This is a genomic window from Gemella sp. zg-570 (assembly GCF_018866345.1).
Taxonomy (GTDB): domain Bacteria; phylum Bacillota; class Bacilli; order Staphylococcales; family Gemellaceae; genus Gemelliphila.
Genome location: NZ_CP076443.1, coordinates 329198 through 345794 on the forward strand (window position 1 = coordinate 329198; position 16597 = coordinate 345794).

The 16597-nt window shown below is 26.9% G+C and carries 16 protein-coding genes and 1 pseudogene; 13 read left to right on the forward strand and 4 right to left on the reverse strand.

Annotated elements, in window-relative coordinates:
* Positions 1-174 precede the first annotated feature (174 nt).
* The 9 genes from dcm (at position 175) to KMP11_RS01675 (ending at position 9972) form a co-directional block, all read left to right on the forward strand.
* A complete protein-coding gene (dcm, locus tag KMP11_RS01635) occupies positions 175-1137 on the forward strand; it encodes a DNA (cytosine-5-)-methyltransferase (protein WP_215756622.1) in 963 nt (320 codons plus the stop codon).
* A gap of 4 nt (positions 1138-1141) precedes the next feature.
* The gene (locus KMP11_RS01640; RefSeq protein ID WP_215756623.1) at positions 1142-1897 is read left to right on the forward strand and encodes a PDDEXK family nuclease; all 756 of its coding nucleotides are present in this window, start codon (positions 1142-1144) and stop codon (positions 1895-1897) included.
* 372 nt (positions 1898-2269) lie between these two features.
* Positions 2270-3070, forward strand: a complete 801-nt coding sequence (locus tag KMP11_RS01645) for a hypothetical protein (protein WP_215756624.1) — start codon at positions 2270-2272, stop codon at positions 3068-3070.
* A gap of 12 nt (positions 3071-3082) precedes the next feature.
* A complete protein-coding gene (locus KMP11_RS01650) occupies positions 3083-4186 on the forward strand; it encodes a site-specific DNA-methyltransferase (RefSeq protein ID WP_215756625.1) in 1104 nt (367 codons plus the stop codon).
* Positions 4187-4480: 294 nt separating this feature from the next.
* Entirely contained in the window at positions 4481-4858 is a 378-nt protein-coding gene (gene mscL / locus KMP11_RS01655) for a large conductance mechanosensitive channel protein MscL (protein WP_215756626.1), read from the forward strand.
* 137 nt (positions 4859-4995) lie between these two features.
* Positions 4996-6048: a PTS sugar transporter subunit IIC gene (locus KMP11_RS01660; RefSeq protein ID WP_215756627.1), complete on the forward strand. Its 1053-nt coding sequence runs from the start codon at positions 4996-4998 to the stop codon at positions 6046-6048.
* A gap of 12 nt (positions 6049-6060) precedes the next feature.
* Positions 6061-7059 (forward strand): D-2-hydroxyacid dehydrogenase, encoded by a 999-nt coding sequence (locus KMP11_RS01665; protein WP_215756628.1) that lies wholly within the window; start codon positions 6061-6063, stop codon positions 7057-7059.
* A 354-nt stretch (positions 7060-7413) separates the two neighbouring features.
* On the forward strand, positions 7414-8577 hold the full coding sequence (locus KMP11_RS01670) for an AI-2E family transporter (protein ID WP_215756629.1): 1164 nt from the start codon (positions 7414-7416) through the stop codon (positions 8575-8577).
* Positions 8578-8787: 210 nt separating this feature from the next.
* The gene (locus KMP11_RS01675; RefSeq protein ID WP_215756630.1) at positions 8788-9972 is read left to right on the forward strand and encodes a dicarboxylate/amino acid:cation symporter; all 1185 of its coding nucleotides are present in this window, start codon (positions 8788-8790) and stop codon (positions 9970-9972) included.
* 702 nt (positions 9973-10674) lie between these two features.
* On the opposite strand, the gene KMP11_RS01680 is transcribed toward KMP11_RS01675, so the two are convergent.
* Positions 10675-11013 carry a MarR family winged helix-turn-helix transcriptional regulator gene (locus KMP11_RS01680; RefSeq protein WP_216279986.1) on the reverse strand — a complete coding sequence of 113 codons (339 nt, stop codon included), beginning with the start codon at positions 11011-11013 and terminating at the stop codon, positions 10675-10677.
* Positions 11014-11167: 154 nt separating this feature from the next.
* On the opposite strand from KMP11_RS01680, the gene KMP11_RS01685 reads away from it, so the two are divergent.
* The 3 genes from KMP11_RS01685 to KMP11_RS01695 all read left to right on the forward strand — a co-directional run bounded on the left by KMP11_RS01685 (position 11168) and on the right by KMP11_RS01695 (position 14484).
* The gene (locus tag KMP11_RS01685; protein WP_215756632.1) at positions 11168-12610 is read left to right on the forward strand and encodes a bifunctional folylpolyglutamate synthase/dihydrofolate synthase; all 1443 of its coding nucleotides are present in this window, start codon (positions 11168-11170) and stop codon (positions 12608-12610) included.
* A complete protein-coding gene (folP, locus tag KMP11_RS01690) occupies positions 12603-13409 on the forward strand; it encodes a dihydropteroate synthase (RefSeq protein ID WP_215756633.1) in 807 nt (268 codons plus the stop codon). Before KMP11_RS01685 ends, folP begins: the two co-directional genes overlap by 8 nt.
* Before the next feature lie 118 nt (positions 13410-13527).
* Complete coding sequence (locus tag KMP11_RS01695; protein ID WP_215756634.1) at positions 13528-14484, forward strand: alpha/beta hydrolase; 957 nt, start codon at positions 13528-13530, stop codon at positions 14482-14484.
* Positions 14485-14539: 55 nt separating this feature from the next.
* Here KMP11_RS01695 and KMP11_RS01700 read toward each other — a convergent pair whose 3' ends face one another.
* The 3 genes from KMP11_RS01700 to KMP11_RS01710 all read right to left on the reverse strand — a co-directional run bounded on the left by KMP11_RS01700 (position 14540) and on the right by KMP11_RS01710 (position 15843).
* Complete coding sequence (locus KMP11_RS01700) at positions 14540-14986, reverse strand: DUF3021 domain-containing protein (protein ID WP_216279987.1); 447 nt, start codon at positions 14984-14986, stop codon at positions 14540-14542.
* 11 nt (positions 14987-14997) lie between these two features.
* Positions 14998-15432 (reverse strand): LytTR family DNA-binding domain-containing protein, encoded by a 435-nt coding sequence (locus tag KMP11_RS01705; RefSeq protein WP_215756636.1) that lies wholly within the window; start codon positions 15430-15432, stop codon positions 14998-15000.
* A gap of 132 nt (positions 15433-15564) precedes the next feature.
* Positions 15565-15843 (reverse strand): M24 family metallopeptidase, encoded by a 279-nt coding sequence (locus KMP11_RS01710; RefSeq protein ID WP_371741363.1) that lies wholly within the window; start codon positions 15841-15843, stop codon positions 15565-15567.
* Between the two features lie 76 nt (positions 15844-15919).
* On the opposite strand from KMP11_RS01710, the pseudogene KMP11_RS01715 reads away from it, so the two are divergent.
* Positions 15920-16471, forward strand: a pseudogene (locus tag KMP11_RS01715) (MFS transporter); the annotation flags it as partial.
* Positions 16472-16597 lie beyond the last annotated feature (126 nt).

Below are 16597 nucleotides of genomic sequence, written 5' to 3' on the forward strand. Positions count from 1 at the left end.
GTGAATTAAATAATTTAAAAAATTAATTTAAGAAAAATATTTAATAGAAAAAGCAAATTTAACAACAAATTGCATATAATATTGGAAAGAGTGAGTAGGTATCATTTAGATATGTAAAGTACTTTAGTGTAATTTATAACAAGTAATTAGTTTAAAAAATAGAAAGGTAATGATATGTTAAAATTTTTTGATTTTTGTTCAGGAATTGGTGGTGGAAGGATAGGGTTAGAAAACAATGGATTAGAATGTGTTGGTCATTGTGAAATAGATGAAAAAACTGCAGAAACTTATCGAATTTTTTTTGAAGATAATAGAAATTATGGAGATTTAACTAATTTGGACTTTGATAAATTACCTGATTTTGAATTTATGATTGCAGGATTCCCCTGCCAAACATTTTCAATTGTGGGGAAAAGAGCAGGATTTGATGACGAAAGAGGACAAATAATATATTCTTTAATAGAAATTATGAAACATAAAAATGTTAAATATTTCATTTTAGAGAATGTTAAAGGATTAGTAAATCACGATAAAGGAAATACTTTTAATACAATAAAAAAAGAACTTGAAAATATAGGATATAATATTTATTACAAAGTTATAGACAGTCTTGATTTTGGAGTTCCTCAAATGAGAGAGAGAATATATATTGTAGGATTTAAAAAAAGGTATGATAATGGCATGTTTGAATTTCCTATAGAAAATTTATCAAATAAAAATTTTGATTGGTTTTTAGATGAAGATAATAACCTGGAGTTAGATATTTTAGATAAGACATTTCAAAAATATTTATCAAATAAATATAATTGTAATAAATTCACAAATAAAGAAGTTATAAGTTGGGAAAATTTTGTTATTGATTGGCGACAATCAGACTTACGTAAATATGATAAAACTTTTCCTACATTACGAACGGGAAGGCACGGATTACTTTATATAAAAAATGGTAAAATAAAAAAATTAAGTGGATATGAAGCATTATTACTTCAAGGATTTCCTAAAAATATTGCAGAAAAAGTTAAAAAAAATAAATTAAATAACAATAAAGTGTTATCTCAAGCAGGGAATGCAATGACGGTAAATGTTATAGAAGCAATTACTAAAGAAATGATTAAAAATATTAAAGTTGAGGTATAAAAAGATGGTGGAAATTGATAAAGTTAAATTAGGATCAAAAACTGCAAAAGATGGATTTAGAAATGAACAACATATAGCAGACAAATTTAATGATTGGCAAAATAACGACGAAGCTAAAGAATGGCTAACAATTATGGGTTATTCTTTGGAAAGAATTGAATATGTAAAGGCGATTGTTATAAGTGGATATAAAGCAGATTTGAATGTAAAAGTTCAAGTTAAACTGAGAGATGCACTTGATATTGAAAATATACAAGTAAAACTTGTAAGCAATAAGAAAGGATTTAATCAAATTGATAAAAGGTGGTTAAAAAGTTATAACGAATTATGGAATATTCCTTTGGATGTGTATACAATTTTAGAATATTTTACTGGTGAACTAAAACCTTATAGAGATGATATTAGAGATGATAGAAGAATGTTTATGGATGAATTAACCTACGAAGAAAGAGAATTATTGTTAGATTGGTTAAATAATAATAAATTGCTAATAATATCTGATATTTTAAAGGGACGAGGAGAATTTTCTGCTGAATGGGTTTTAGTAGCACAAAAATTACAAGAAGATGCCAGATGGGTTTTGAAAAATATAAATGAAGTTATTAATCATTATTTTGCAGATGGTAAAGTTAAAATTAGCCCTAGAGGTTCAATAAAACTTGGTAAAGTTACACTTCAGAGAAAAGGTGGAGATAATGGAAGACCAACTGCAAATATGTTGCAATTTAAAATTGATCCTACAGAACTTTTTGATATATAAAAAATTTTAAGACGATTAAATAAAAATCTAGTTCTTTTTACTTAAAAAAGAAGTAACTAACAAACGGAAAACAAAAAAATAAAAAATTATCTTCAAAATAGTAAATTTTAAAAAATTTAATATTTTTTGTTTATTTTATATAGCCTAATAATTTTATCAAAAATATTTTATTTGCAAATTTTTATGTGAATTAAATAATTTAAAAAATTAATTTAAGAAAAATATTTAATAGAAAAAGCAAATTTAACAACAAATTGCATAGCAAATATGGGTAAGAATGAGTATATATCTTAAAAAAATATAGTGAAAATTTGTAAAGCGTTGAATTTTAAGGCTGGAGAAGTTATTTATATAATAAAGGAGAATTAAAGTATGAACATTTGGACTGAAAAGAGTATAGAGTTAGCAAATCAAAGAAATTATTTGGATTTGCTTTTTAAAATATATCCTATGTCTGTTAATTTGAGAAGAGAGTTAAAAGAAGAAGATGTAAGAGATATAAAATATTATTTTGAAAATAGAGATTCAACAAATTTATTAAATGTTTTATTAGCACAAGAAATTTTTCCTATTAAAGATTCTTATGTAGCATATTTAAAGAGAGATAAAAGTGCTATTGCTAGAAATCCTAACACAGTTAATAGAATTACAGGAATGTTATATGAGTTAGGGCTTGATGAAATTTTTGATAAAACGACTGCACCAAAAGAAACTAATAGGCAAATAGGGCCGATGTTTAAAAATTGGATAGATGCTGGAGCATTAGGTTGTAAAATTACAACATCTACTGAAGAATTTATGAATACTACAGAGAATATAGTTTTTAATGGTTCTGATGCAAGTATGAAAAATTTTGCTAATGAATTTTTAGGATATGATAGAAATAAAGGTTTAGATTTTATGGCGAAATTTAATAAAACTTATATTTTAGGAGAAGCTAAATTTTTAACAGACTTTGGTGGACACCAAAATGCACAATTTGCTGATGCAGTTGCTACAATGAAAGAACCACTAAGAGATACTAATTACAATGTTAAAGTAATTTCAATTTTAGATGGAGTACTGTATATAAAGACAAAAAATAAAATGTATAATAGCATATGTAACGACTTTTCAAATGATGAGATAATAGTATCAGCGATATTACTAAGAGATTATTTATATTCAATATAATGAGGAATTAATATGTTTTTAGATTATAAGAATAAGAAGCCTTTTAAAGAAATTGATAAAATTATTGAGTTGAAAAAATTAGAGTTAAAAAATATTTCTAAAGGCGAAGAAAAGGGATTATATATTAAAGGAGATAATTTTGATTCTATGATTATGCTATTAAATGATTTTGAAAATCAAGTGGATTTAGTATATATTGATCCACCCTTTAATACTAATTCTAACTTTTATTACAGTGAAGATAAGGTATCAACTATTAGTTCATCTAAAAACGATAGTTTAGCATACAGTGATAAAATGGCTTTAAATGAATATTTAGAATTTATAAGAGAACGAGTAATTTTAATAAAAAAATTACTTAGTGATAGAGGAACTTTGTATTTTCATATAGATTGTAAATTAGGACATTATATAAAATTATTACTTGATGAAATTTTTGGAATGGAAAATTTTGTAAATGATATAACTAGAGTAAAATCAAATCCTAAAAATTTCAAACGACGAGCTTTTGGAAATGAGAAAGATGTTATATATATATATTCAAAGAAAAATCAAAAAAACATATTCAATAATATAACTATTCCTTTAAGTGAAGATGAAATACTAAAAAAATTTCCAAAGATTGATGAGAAAGGAAGAAGATATAATACTGTGCCTTGCCACGCTCCAGGGGAAACCAAAAATGGAGAAACAGGAGGAAAATGGAAAGGAATGATGCCACCAAAAGGTAGACATTGGAGGTGTAGTCCTAAAGAACTTGACAAGCTAGATAATGATGGATTAATAGAGTGGTCTAAAAATGGAGTACCGAGAATTAAAAAATTTTCTGATGAGCATAAAGGAAAGAAAATACAAGATATATGGACAAATTTTAAAGACCCACAAAATCCAATATACCCTACTGAAAAGAATATAGATATGTTATCAATGATAGTGGAACAATCTTCTAATGAGAGTTCTATTATAATGGATTGTTTTTGTGGATCATCTAGCTTTTTATTAGCTGGAATAAACAAAAACAGATATGTTATAGGTATTGATAAGTCTGATATATCAAAAGAAGTTTTGATAAAAAAAAGAAGTGAGATTAAAAATTTAAAGATAATTGAATTATAACTTTAAATATAACTTATGTTATCTCTTTTTACTTAAAAAAGAAGTAACTAACAAACGGAAAACAAAAAAATAAAAAATTATCTTTAAAACAGTAAATCAAGAATATTTACTGTTTTTTGTTTTGCAATAAATAATTTTTTATAATATCTTATTTAAAAATTTTTCTTTGAGTAGAATAAAACAATATTTTGTGTGCAAAAATAAAAATTCAGTTCATATTACTAGGCAGGATAAAAAATCTGTGTTAGAATTACTAACATTGTTTTAGAGCAAAAATTTTACAAAGGAGAAAAAATGTTAAAAGAATTCAAAGAATTTGCCTTAAAGGGTAATGTATTAGACTTAGCTATAGGGGTTGTAATTGGTGCGGCTTTTGGGAAAATAGTATCTTCTTTAGTAGCAGATATAATTATGCCACTAATTATGTTATTATTCCCAAGCCGTTCAGACTTTACAGCAATAGAATGGAAGGGAATTAAGTATGGTAATTTTATACAAATAATTATTGATTTCTTAATAGTAGCAGTATCTATTTTCATGTTTGTAAAAATTATTAATACAGCAAAAGTAAAAGTTTCTAAAGTAGAAGCAGAAGATGGTGAAAAAGAAGTACCAGCAGTTGATTCTAAAGAAGAATTACTTAAAGAAATTCGTGATTTATTAAAAAAATAATATAGATTTTATATTTAAGAATTTATAAATTTGTAAATGCTTTTTAATTTTATTAAAATATAGTTTATTTCACATTTTTTTTATGTTATAATTAATTTTATTGATATCTTATATCAAAAAATTACGGAGGTTTTTTTGTGGGAAAAGATGGAGTAAAAAGTTTTTTTAATAAATTACTTAACGGTGTTGCTTTAGGGATAGTCGTTGGTTTAATACCTAATGCAGTTTTAGGAGGCATACTTAAATTTTTTATTAATGATAGTAGTATAATTAAAATGATTTATAATGTTTTAGGTATGTCGCAATTAGCTACACCAGCTTTAATAGGTATCTTAGTAGCCTTACAGTTTAAAATGCAGCCTATTGAAGTGGCAATTTCGGGTATGGTTTCTTTTATTTGTGGAGGTTCTATCAGTATAGTAGATGGCAAAATGATTATCAACGGTATTGGAGATTTAATTAATATAATGATAGTTTCTGCTGTCTTAGTTTTAGTTATGCAATTTTTTAGGGGGAAATTTGGTAGTTTAACAATAATTTTACTGCCAGTACTAACAACAGCTATTGTAGGAACATTTGGTTTAACAATACTACCATACGTAAAAAAAATTACTGGTTTTATCGGTAGTATAATAATGGATTTTACAACATTGCAACCATTACTTATGAGTATATTACTAGCAATTTCATTTGCCCTAATAATAGTTTCTCCAGTATCAACTGTTGCTGTTTCAATAGCAGTAGGATTACAAGGTTTAGCATCTGGAGCGGCTAATGTCGGAATAGCAAGTTGTGCAATGACTTTAGTGGTGGGAACCATGCGTGTAAATAAAATAGGGGTACCATTAAGTTTATTTTTTGGTTCTATGAAAATATTTATGCCAAACTGGTTGAAATATCCAATAGTTAATATACCAATAATTATAAATGCGGTCTTTGCAGGATTTTTAGCCTACTATTTCACTATTCAAGGCACTGCGGCGTCAGCAGGTTTTGGTTTTTCAGGGCTTATTGGTCCAATAGCAGCCTTCCAATTTATGCAAGGTTCTATCTTGAGTAAAATAACTATTTTATTTATAGTTTACTTTATGGCAACATTTGTATTTGCATTGATAACTGATTTTATATTTGTAAAAATTTTAAAAATATACAAACGTGATATTTTTATTTTTGAAGAATTAGGTAAATAGGAGGTTAAGAGTATGAAACTAGCAGTATTTAATATAAGAGAAGATGAGAAAAAAGCATTAGAAATTTGGAGAGAAAAAAATTTTGAAATTGAATTACTTGTAACTAATGAAAATCTTACTAAAGATAATGTAGAATTAATAAGAGGTGTTGAGGGGGTAGTTCTTGCTCAAAACAAACCATTTGAAAAAGAAGTTTACGATTTTGCAAAATCTGAAGGTATAAAAGTTTTTTCAACACGTTCAGCAGGATTTGATATTTACGATTTAGATTTAATGAGAGAATACGGAATTAAGATGACAAATGTTCCATCATACTCTCCTAATGCTATTGCTGAACATGTAATTACAACAACTTTATATTTAAGTAGAAATATCAAAAAAATTAAAAATAGAGTTTCTGAACATAATTTTTCATGGGAACCAGAAATATTATCAAGAGAAGTTAGAACACTTACAGTAGGAGTTATCGGAACTGGAAGAATAGGAACTCAAGTGGCAAAACTATTTAATGCACTCGGAGCAAAAGTAATCGGCTATGACATTTTTAAAAATGACGAAGCCAAAAAAATTCTTGCTTATGTTGATAATATAGATGACCTTGTAGCACAATCTGACGTTATAACACTACACATGCCAGCAGTAAAAGAATATAAGCATCTAGTCAATGATGACTTTATAGCTAAGATGAAAGAAAATTCAATAATAGTAAATGCTGCTCGTGGTATGCTAGTAGACACAAAAGCGGTTTTAAGAGGACTAGATAGTGGTAAATTACTAGGTGCAGCTCTTGATGTTTATGAAAATGAGGGCGACTATGTTCCTAAAGATTTAAGTAAATATAGAATAAATGATGAATTACTTCAAGAATTAATTAATCGTGATGATGTAATCTATACACCTCATACAGCCTTTTACACAACTACCGCTATAGAAAATCTTGTAGAAGGTGGCTTAAACTCTGCATTAGAAGTAATCAAAACTGGCACAAGTGCTAATGTAGTCAATTTTTAATAAATATAATTAATAATAAACTTACTAAGTTATAATCATGCTTAGTAAGTTTATTTTATAAATATGATATATGCTAATTCTATACTTTATTATTGGAAATATTTAATAAAATATTTTTTTAGTATTAAAAATTTATTTGCAATAATTTACTGTTAGAAAAAAATATTTTTAAAGAAATAATTATTTTATAAATAAAATTATTGAATGTTTGTAAAATTTTTTACAAATATTTTACATTGCCAGTTGAAATTATTTTTTATAAAATATATTTATCAAACCTTTATTAAATGTATTTAAAGAAAGAATATGATAAAATATATTAACATGTAATAAATAATAAAGAAAGGAATAGCTATGAATAAAGAAAAATCAATAAAAGAAAAAATAGAAATTGAAAAAACAAGCACTAAAGAAGAAAATATAATTCGCTTTTTGGGTGGTAAATTAAGTATTTATATTTTAATAGTTATAATTTTATTATTTACTGCAATTTGGTTATATAGTCAAATAAATGTTATAATGGCACCTCTTATAATAGTAATTAACAGCTTGCTGGTTCCAGTTTTAGTAGCATATATATTCTTTTATATGCTGAATCCTGTTTATAATTTGTTATTAGCAAAAACTAAAATAAATAGTGGGATGGCATCTATCTTATCTATAATATTTGGGATAGCAGTAATACTAACAGTATTTATTGGGGCAGTGCCAGTTATGATTGAGCAGACCCAGCACTTAATAACTTCTATGCCAGGTTATGTAAATATAATTAGAAATTATTTAGAGGCAAATGCAGACAATGCTATTGTAAAAAATATTATAGTCTACATTAATGAAAATTTGAATGGAACACAACTTAGTGCAGCGGCATTTGATATTTTTACTAATTTCATTTCGAATGCAGCTTCAATATTATCATCAACAGCTGCAATAATTATTACTACACCTTTTGTACTTTATTATTTATTAAAAGATTCCAGTAGATTTAAAATTTATATTATAAGCAAGTTACCTGAAAAATCTAAAGAACCTATAGAGACTACAATTAACGAAATAGATAATAAGGTAGGATCTTATATTTCTGGGCAAATGTTAGTTTCTGTTTGTGTAGGTATTTTACTTTTTGTAGGTTATCAAATAATCGGTTTGCAGTATGCAGTGTCTTTAGCAACTTTAGCAGGAGTACTTAGTATAGTTCCTTATTTAGGGCCGATGATGGCTATTATACCTGCAATGCTAGTTGCTTTTGGAACTGATTGGGTAATGGTTTTAAAGATGCTAGTCGTCTGGGGAGTTGTGCAATTTTTAGAAGGAAATTTTATTTCGCCTAATATAATGGGACGAAGTATGAAGCAACATCCATTAACAGTAATATTTGTGGTTATTATTGGGACAAATATGATGGGGATACTAGGTGCTGTTATAGGTATTCCTGTTTATGCAATTTTAAAAATATTATTAGAAAAACTTATACTAGTAATTAAAAATAGATATAAAAGAATTTACAAAGGAGAGTGATTTCTCTTTTTTATTTTTTAATAATAAACTAATATTTAATTTATAAAAATACTATGCTTGTAAATTAATTTTAAATAGGAAGAAAAAATATAAAAAATTTTTAAATTTTTTCTTTTTTTCTATTTACAAATTAAAAATATTCTTGTATAATGTACACATGTATTTTTAAAAAATACAGAAGGTTAAATTTTATATAAGGAGAAAAAAATTATGAGTTTTTATAAAAGGTTACCACTGCTAGCAAAATTAGTTTTGGCTTTAGTTGTGGGTATAGTATTAGGAAATGTATTACCAGCTTATGCTATCAGAGTTCTAGTTACATTTTCAGACATATTTAGTTCATTTTTAGGTTTTGCAATACCTTTAATAATTGTAGGATTTATTGTTCCTGGGATAAGTCAGTTATCAAGTAATGCTGGTAAATTATTAGGACTTTCTACAATGATTGCTTATATTTCTACTTTATTTGCAGGTACTTTGGCATTTTTAGTAGCAAAAATCTTTTTACCAAATATATTAAAGGGTTCACAACTCCAAAGTTTGACGAATCCAGAAGAGTTGCTTTTATCAGGGTATATAAAATTTGAAATGCCAGCAATATTTGGTGTTACAACAGCTTTAATATTGTCATTTGTTTTAGGGATAGGTATTTCTTCATTAAAATTGAAGGGAATGAAAAAAGCTTTTGAAGAATTTGGTCAAGTTATTGAACTACTACTTAACAAATTAATAATTCCATTGTTACCATTTTATATAATGGGAGTTTTTGCTAATATAACTGGTTCAGGAGAAGTATTTAAAATTTTAAAAATATTCCTTTTTGTTTTTGTTGTTATATTAATTTTACATTTTGTGGTAATTTTATTACAGTATACATTTGGCGGAGCAGTTAACAAAAAAAATCCATTTAAAATGTTAGTTAAAATATTACCAGCTTATGCTACAGCAATAGGAACTCAATCATCAGCAGCCACAATACCAGTAACATTACAGTCAACTAAAAAAATGGGTGTTGACCCAGCAGTTGCTAACTTTACAATACCTTTATTTGCTACAATCCACTTATCTGGAAGTACAATAACTTTAACTACATGTGCAACAGCAGTTTATTGGCTACAACATGGTGGGGCTTTTCCAGCGATATCAGTAATGGTTCAATTTATAGTTTTATTAGGTATTACTATGGTAGCCGCCCCTGGAGTACCTGGCGGAGCAGTTTTTGCCGCTTTAGGATTATTACAATCAGTATTAGGCTTCAATGAAATTATGATTTCTTTAATGATTGCCTTATATATAGCACAAGATAGTTTTGGTACGGCTTGCAACGTTTCAGGAGATGCATCCTTAGCTTCTATTGTTGATAAGATAAACCAAAAATTTTTTAAAAAAGCATAAGATTAATAAAAAAATGATTTAGAAATATTTCTAAATCATTTTTTTATTTTTATTTTAAGAAATTTATAAATACTTTTATATATTCATCTGTTTTGGCTTTTTGTTAGTCAGATAATAATAATTCACCTGGTTACCATGTATCAGCTGCTAAAGAAATTCCTAGACTTTCACCTTGGAATACATCATTTCTTATGTATTTTAAAATTTTATTAAGATTTTTATGAACAAATTTAGCTTCTGTTGAATCAACAGCTACAGCAAGGGTTGTTTTTTGCTATCTAGGAGAGTTGGCATTTCAAAGTCGAAAGTTTTAGCTGGACGTGCTAAGCAGTTTAATAAATTTTTAACAATATCAGGCTAAGAAGCATTATATTTTGGACTTACTATATATATGGCATCTGCTTTTGCTAATTAATATCTAATTAATTTTACTTCTTTTGGTTCTGGACGTTCTGTATCTTGCTCCAAGATTGGTAAATTTTTATAATCTAAAAAGCTAGTTGCTAGCCCCTGATTTTCAAGTTCTTCTTTAATGTAATTAGCAAATTGCTGATTAAATCCCCCTTTCTATTTAAATCTACTGCTATTAATACTGATTTTTGGATTTTATTTCCTCCTAGATGATTTTGAAATTTTTGAATTTTTTTAAAATATTAATAAGTGTTTCTTTATCTTCCTTTGTGAGAATAGAGTAGACATTTTCTAATTCTTTTCTATGATTAGGAAGAATTTCTTCAAAAAGTTTTTTCTATTTTCTTTTAATCTTACAAGGAATGCAGGTTTATCAACTTCATCTTTTTTACGATAAATTAAATTTGCACTTTCCATATTTTTTAAAATTACAGTCATGTTACCTGAAGTTGCTAGAACTATATTAAGTAAATTACAAATTTTCATTTGTCCTTTTGTGTAAAGAACATCAAGAATACCAAATTGTGCAAGAGTAAGTCCAGTATTCTTAATTGTTTTGCTAATATTAGCAGTTATAACACCTTCTTCTCTTCTAAATACTATATGTATATGTTGCAGAATTTTTACCAAGCTATGTCCATAAATACCTCTTTATAATTTATCACTAATTAGTAATAAACGTATTTTAGTAAATTAAATTTTTAATATCAAATAAAATGCTGTGATATGTACTTTTTTTTTGCTTCATAGTAAAATTAATTTATGAATTTTAGGAGATTAAAAAATGACAATAAATTTTTATAAAGAAAAGTTGCTAACTTATGCAAAAAAAAATAATATTAATGTAGATGATAAAACTCTAGCTGTATTTAATTTGGAAAATTTGGAAGATGTATGGCAAGAATTAAAAAAAATAAATAACGACTTAACAATTTATATTTTAGAATATATAGCAGAAGAATTAATCGTTAATGTAGTATCAAAATCAGAACGGAGTGGTATGAAGTTGGGTCTACATAGAATGAAAAATATTTTAAATATTCTAGGTAATCCAGAGAAAAAATTAAGAGTAATTCATATAGCTGGAACAAATGGCAAGGGGTCTGTAAGTTCATACTTGCAAAATACACTAGCTCAAAAATACAAGGTAGGTATGTATTCTAGTCCTAGTATGGTAAGTTTTAACGATAGGATAAGAATTAATAATAATTTTATTAGCTATCAAGAAATGTATACTTTATATCAAGAAATTTCTAATATTTGGTATAAGAATTTTGCAAGTGATAAAGACAATATTTCTGTTTTTGAATTATTAACAGTAGTCGCAATTTGCTACTTTGAAAAAAACAAGGTTGATTTTGCTATTATGGAAGTTGGTTTGGGTGGACGTTTTGATGCTACCAATATTTTTGAAAATAAGGAATTATCAATAATTACTAAAATTAGTCTTGACCATACCAATATACTGGGAGATAGCCTAGAAAAAATTGCTTATGAAAAAGCAGGTATTATTCAAGGAAATGATAATATTTTATTATATCCTAATAAAGAAGGAGTTATTTCTATAATTAAAAAAGTTGCCATAGTAAAAAATGCTAGGCTTAAAATTTTAGCTGAAAATTATATTGATGTAGAAGAAATTGCCTTTAAGCACAACATATTTTCTTACAAAAGTTTTAAAAATATAAAAATAAAAATGCTAGGAGAGCATCAAATTTACAATGCCTCTTTAGCCTTAGAAGCACTCTTATTTTTAAGAGAAAAAAATACTATTAATTTAACAGATGTAGAAATAAAAAAAGGTTTAGAAAATACTAGATGGCTAGGCAGATTAGAATGGGTAAAAAATAATATTTTACTAGACGGAGCCCACAATATTGACGGAGTTAGAAGTCTGGTAAACTATCTCAAAAAACAAAATTTAGGAAAAATAAAAATATTAATAGGAATATTAGCAGACAAAGACTATTCAGAAATGATTAAACTATTTGAAAGTTTGGACGCCAGCTTTTATGTAACCAAAGTTCCTATTGAAATAAAAGAATCTAAGTTAGAAAACTTGCTTGCCAGCTTTACAAAAGAAATAAAAATATTTGATAATTACAAACAAGCCTTAGAAGATATAGTACCTAAGTTAAAAACTGATGAAACTTTTTTAGTAAGTGGGTCTTTATATCTTATATCAGAAGTAAGAAAAGAATTATTAAAGGAGAAAAATGATGACTAAGCTTCAAAAATTATTGACAGAAAAGAAATATTTAATAATGGGCATCTTAAATTTTACCCCAGATTCTTTTTCTGACGGTGGAGATTTTTTTGACAAAGACTTAGCCTTAAATCAGGTAAAAAAAATGTTAGAAGACGGAGCCGACATAATAGATGTGGGCTGTGAATCTACAAGACCTGGAGCAAAGTTATTGTCTGAAGAAGAGGAGATAGCAAGATTAAGTTTAATATTACCAAGCATAAGAAAAAATTTTCCAGATATTTTAATTAGTATAGACACATATAAGGCTAGGGTTGCTAAGGAGGCTATTAAACTGGGAGCAAATATAATTAATGATGTTCATGGCGCAAAGAATAATAATATGGCAGAAGTAGCTTTTGAATATAATCTACCAATCATAATTATGCACAATGGAGCTACTCAAAAAGGAAGAGAAATAGAAAGTTTAATTGCTGACTTGCAAGAAAGTCTAAATATTTGCTTAAGGGCAGGAGTAAAAAAAGAAAATATTATAGTAGATCCAGGAATAGGCTTTGGAAAAAATGCAGAGGAAAATATTATCATTACTAAAAAATTAGCAGCTATGAATATTCTTAATTCTACAATACAATACGCAGCCAGTCGTAAACGAACAACAGATTTTATTTTAGGGGGGAACACCCAGCCTAAGGATAGGGATATTGTTAGTGCTACTTTATCAATAGAAGCTATAAAAAGAGGAGCAAAAATTGTTAGAATGCACAATGTAAAAGTAATGAAAGAAATGCTAGATACCCTAAAAATTTTAGAAAAATTTTAAGAAGTAAATAAATTTATTTTATATTTCAATTAAAATAAAAGTAAACTTTTTTGTTTACTTTTATCTCTGTTAGATATATAATATATTTTAAAATAAATTATATATTAGGAGAATGTTAATGAAATTTGTAAAAAAATATAAAAAAATAATTCTTAGTTTTTTAGTTGTATTTATTTTGGGAGCGGGTTGGTTTACCGGTGATTATTTTTACAACTTTGCCTTAAATCCAAAAGTTAATAAAGATAAGGTTTCAAATCAAGATGATGACGGAGTAGTTGATCCGAGAAAAGAAATAAATATGAAATGGTTTGATGAAAACAAACAAGAACACAGCATGAATTCTGTTACGGGAGTAAAATTAAAAGGATATACTTTTGTTCATAAAGATTCTAAAGAAGAAGCACAGGCAAGAAAATGGGTAGTAGTAACACACGGTTTCTTTATTGAAGCTAAAAAAGCGGCAAACTATATTCGTGGTTTTTACGATAGGGGTTATAATGTATTTGCACCTGACCTAATAGGACATGGGAAAAGTGAAGGGAAAGCCTACTCTATGGGCGGGTATGATTCAACCGACCTAGTTTCTTGGGTGAAAAAAGTTTCTACTGAAAATAACAACCCACAAATAGTCTTATTTGGTATTAGTATGGGTGCAGCAACAACTATGAATTCTCTAAATAAGGGCTTGCCAGATAATGTTAAAGGCTTTATTGAAGACAGTGGTTATGTAAACTTAAAAGAAGAATTTGTTTACCAACTAGATAAAATGTTTGGCTTGCCATCATTTCCTGTAATACCTCTAGCTAACATGGTTACGAAAATTAAGGCGGGTTATAATTTTGGAGATGTTGATGCAAGTGAAGCCTTGAAAACTACAAAACTACCAGCCCTAATATTACATGGCGATGCAGACGGCTATGTTCCATTAGCAAATGCTCAGAAAGCTTATGAATTATTGACATCTAATAAAGAAATTCATATATTTAAAGACTCTAAACACTGCAAGGCAGAAAGAAAATATAATGAAGAATATTGGTCTTATATAGAGAAATTTTTAAATAAAGTTTACAAATAAAGTTGAAATTACAAAAATATAAATTTAAGGACTACATGAATGTAGTCCTTTTAAATTATAAATTCTTACTTAATTTTTTATTTATCTCATCTATTTTCTTTTTTGTAGAAAAGTAGAAAATTAAAAATAGTATAAAATAAATTAAACTTACAAAAATTAAAAATCTTAGTAATTTTTTAAGATCTAATTCAAACCAATGTAGGTAGTAACCACCTAAAAGCAGGGGCAGGGTAATAAGAAAATAATGAATTATACTCTGCCTAAATAAATAATTGTCCTGCTTAAAAATATTTCTTGCAAAACCTTGTGATACTCCTATAAGGGCAAATACTAAAAGTTGCAGCCCTACTGCTGTATCTATGTTATTAAATTTACTAGCAAAATTAGGAACAACTGGTGAAAAACTGTAATCTAAAATAAAAGTAGTTATTATGTAGTGTAGTAGCGTACCAAAGCCAATACCTATTATTGAATATAAAATTATTTCTTTTAAAATTTTCATATTTATACCTCCTAAATATTCAACTTATTTTTAAAATTTTTTATATTTCTCCTTGAAACAAATGTGCTATCTCCATTTTTGAATTTAAGCATAATAGTTCCCTTGTAGCTGAAATCTAATTTTTTAATAAAATTTAGATTTACAATTTCACTTTGAGATATTTTTATAAAATTATTATTCAGTAGATTATCAAATTCATATAATCTACTTTTTGATTTATATTTTTGACAGTTTGCAATTAAAAATGTAGTTTTATCTTCAATAAATATTCTTTCTATATCTTCTTCTTTTAGTATTTCAAGTTCATTATTTTTATAGCCAATAATCACGTCCTTATTCGTTTTAGTGAAGTTAATAATTTTTTCAATTTTATTATCAACTTTATTTGTAAAAATTTTTATAAGTGTCTCCTTAAATTTGCTGTCAATAATTAATTCTAAATTCATTTTATACCTCCTTTATTTTAGATTATAAAATATTAATAAAAAAATTCATATAATATTTTGCTATGTGGTATTATTTTTTATTTAATTGGCAAAATAAAAAAGGAGTAAAAATACTCCTTTTTTAAAAAATTTTTATTCTCCTACAACAACTAGTTCTTTATTTAGTTTGTTTAAGTTTTCGCAACCATCTTCTGTTACTAAAACTAAATCTTCTATACGAACTCCAAATTCTCCTGGTAGGTAGATACCTGGTTCTATTGAAAATACCATACCCGGCTCAAGAACATCAGTATTGATAGAAGAAACATCACCGAACTCATGGCACTCTAAACCTATATTATGACCAGTTCTGTGAGTGAAATATTCTCCGTATCCTTTTTCTGTAATGTAATCTCTACAAGCAGGGTCAATTCACAAAGAAAGTGAAGTTAAAGAAGAAACAGATAAAAAAGAACAAACGCCTATAGCAACCTAGGAATTAAGAAGAGTTTTTTCAATAATTCTTATCTCATTATTCTCAGTAGTATTCTGGTTATTCTGGTACTTAACATATCTTGCTGTTTATGACTATGCACCAACTTATGTAGACTTAAATGTATTTGGTAGTCAAGTTTCTACTGCACTATTCGATTCAGAAAATACCTTACTATGTATCGTTTTAGAGCCAGTTCTTGGAGCTTTATGGGTGAAACTTTCTAAGAGACCTCAAGGAGATATGAGCTTATATAAAAAATTGTCTCTAGGTTTATTACTTCTTGGAACATCGTTCTTAATGCTTGTTGGAGCAGAAGTGCAAGGTGGTGTAGGAACTCCAGAATCATCTAAAGCAAGTATTTTATGGATTGTAATGTTTGGTGTTATTCTTTCATTAGGGGAAATGGTATTTTCTCCATTAGGAAATGCCTTTATTTCTAAATATGCACCAAAACATATTCTATCTATCTTAATGGCAGTTTGGACTATTTCTACATTTATTGCCGCTAAATCTTATGGATATATTTATAATTGGACTTTGACACAAAACTTCCTACATGTATAATAGGAATAGCGGTAGTCTTGGCAGTATTAGCACTGTTATTATTCTTATTCGAGAAAAAACTTGCTTCTATTGTTAAACTTCGTGAGGGAGAAATTTTAATAGAACGTTAGTTTATTTTATAAAAGG

Bases quoted from the DNA above. Each gene is read 5' to 3' on its own strand.
- mscL (WP_215756626.1), top strand. From the start codon at position 4,481: ATGTTAAAAGAATTCAAAGAATTTGCCTTAAAGGGTAATGTATTAGAC.
- KMP11_RS01685 (WP_215756632.1), top strand. From the start codon at position 11,168: ATGACAATAAATTTTTATAAAGAAAAGTTGCTAACTTATGCAAAAAAA.
- folP (WP_215756633.1), top strand. From the start codon at position 12,603: ATGACTAAGCTTCAAAAATTATTGACAGAAAAGAAATATTTAATAATG.
- KMP11_RS01645 (WP_215756624.1), top strand. From the start codon at position 2,270: ATGAACATTTGGACTGAAAAGAGTATAGAGTTAGCAAATCAAAGAAAT.
- KMP11_RS01705 (WP_215756636.1), bottom strand. From the start codon at position 15,432: ATGAATTTAGAATTAATTATTGACAGCAAATTTAAGGAGACACTTATA.
- KMP11_RS01695 (WP_215756634.1), top strand. From the start codon at position 13,528: ATGAAATTTGTAAAAAAATATAAAAAAATAATTCTTAGTTTTTTAGTT.
- KMP11_RS01650 (WP_215756625.1), top strand. From the start codon at position 3,083: ATGTTTTTAGATTATAAGAATAAGAAGCCTTTTAAAGAAATTGATAAA.
- KMP11_RS01700 (WP_216279987.1), bottom strand. From the start codon at position 14,986: ATGAAAATTTTAAAAGAAATAATTTTATATTCAATAATAGGTATTGGC.
- KMP11_RS01665 (WP_215756628.1), top strand. From the start codon at position 6,061: ATGAAACTAGCAGTATTTAATATAAGAGAAGATGAGAAAAAAGCATTA.
- KMP11_RS01640 (WP_215756623.1), top strand. From the start codon at position 1,142: ATGGTGGAAATTGATAAAGTTAAATTAGGATCAAAAACTGCAAAAGAT.
- KMP11_RS01670 (WP_215756629.1), top strand. From the start codon at position 7,414: ATGAATAAAGAAAAATCAATAAAAGAAAAAATAGAAATTGAAAAAACA.
- dcm (WP_215756622.1), top strand. From the start codon at position 175: ATGTTAAAATTTTTTGATTTTTGTTCAGGAATTGGTGGTGGAAGGATA.
- KMP11_RS01675 (WP_215756630.1), top strand. From the start codon at position 8,788: ATGAGTTTTTATAAAAGGTTACCACTGCTAGCAAAATTAGTTTTGGCT.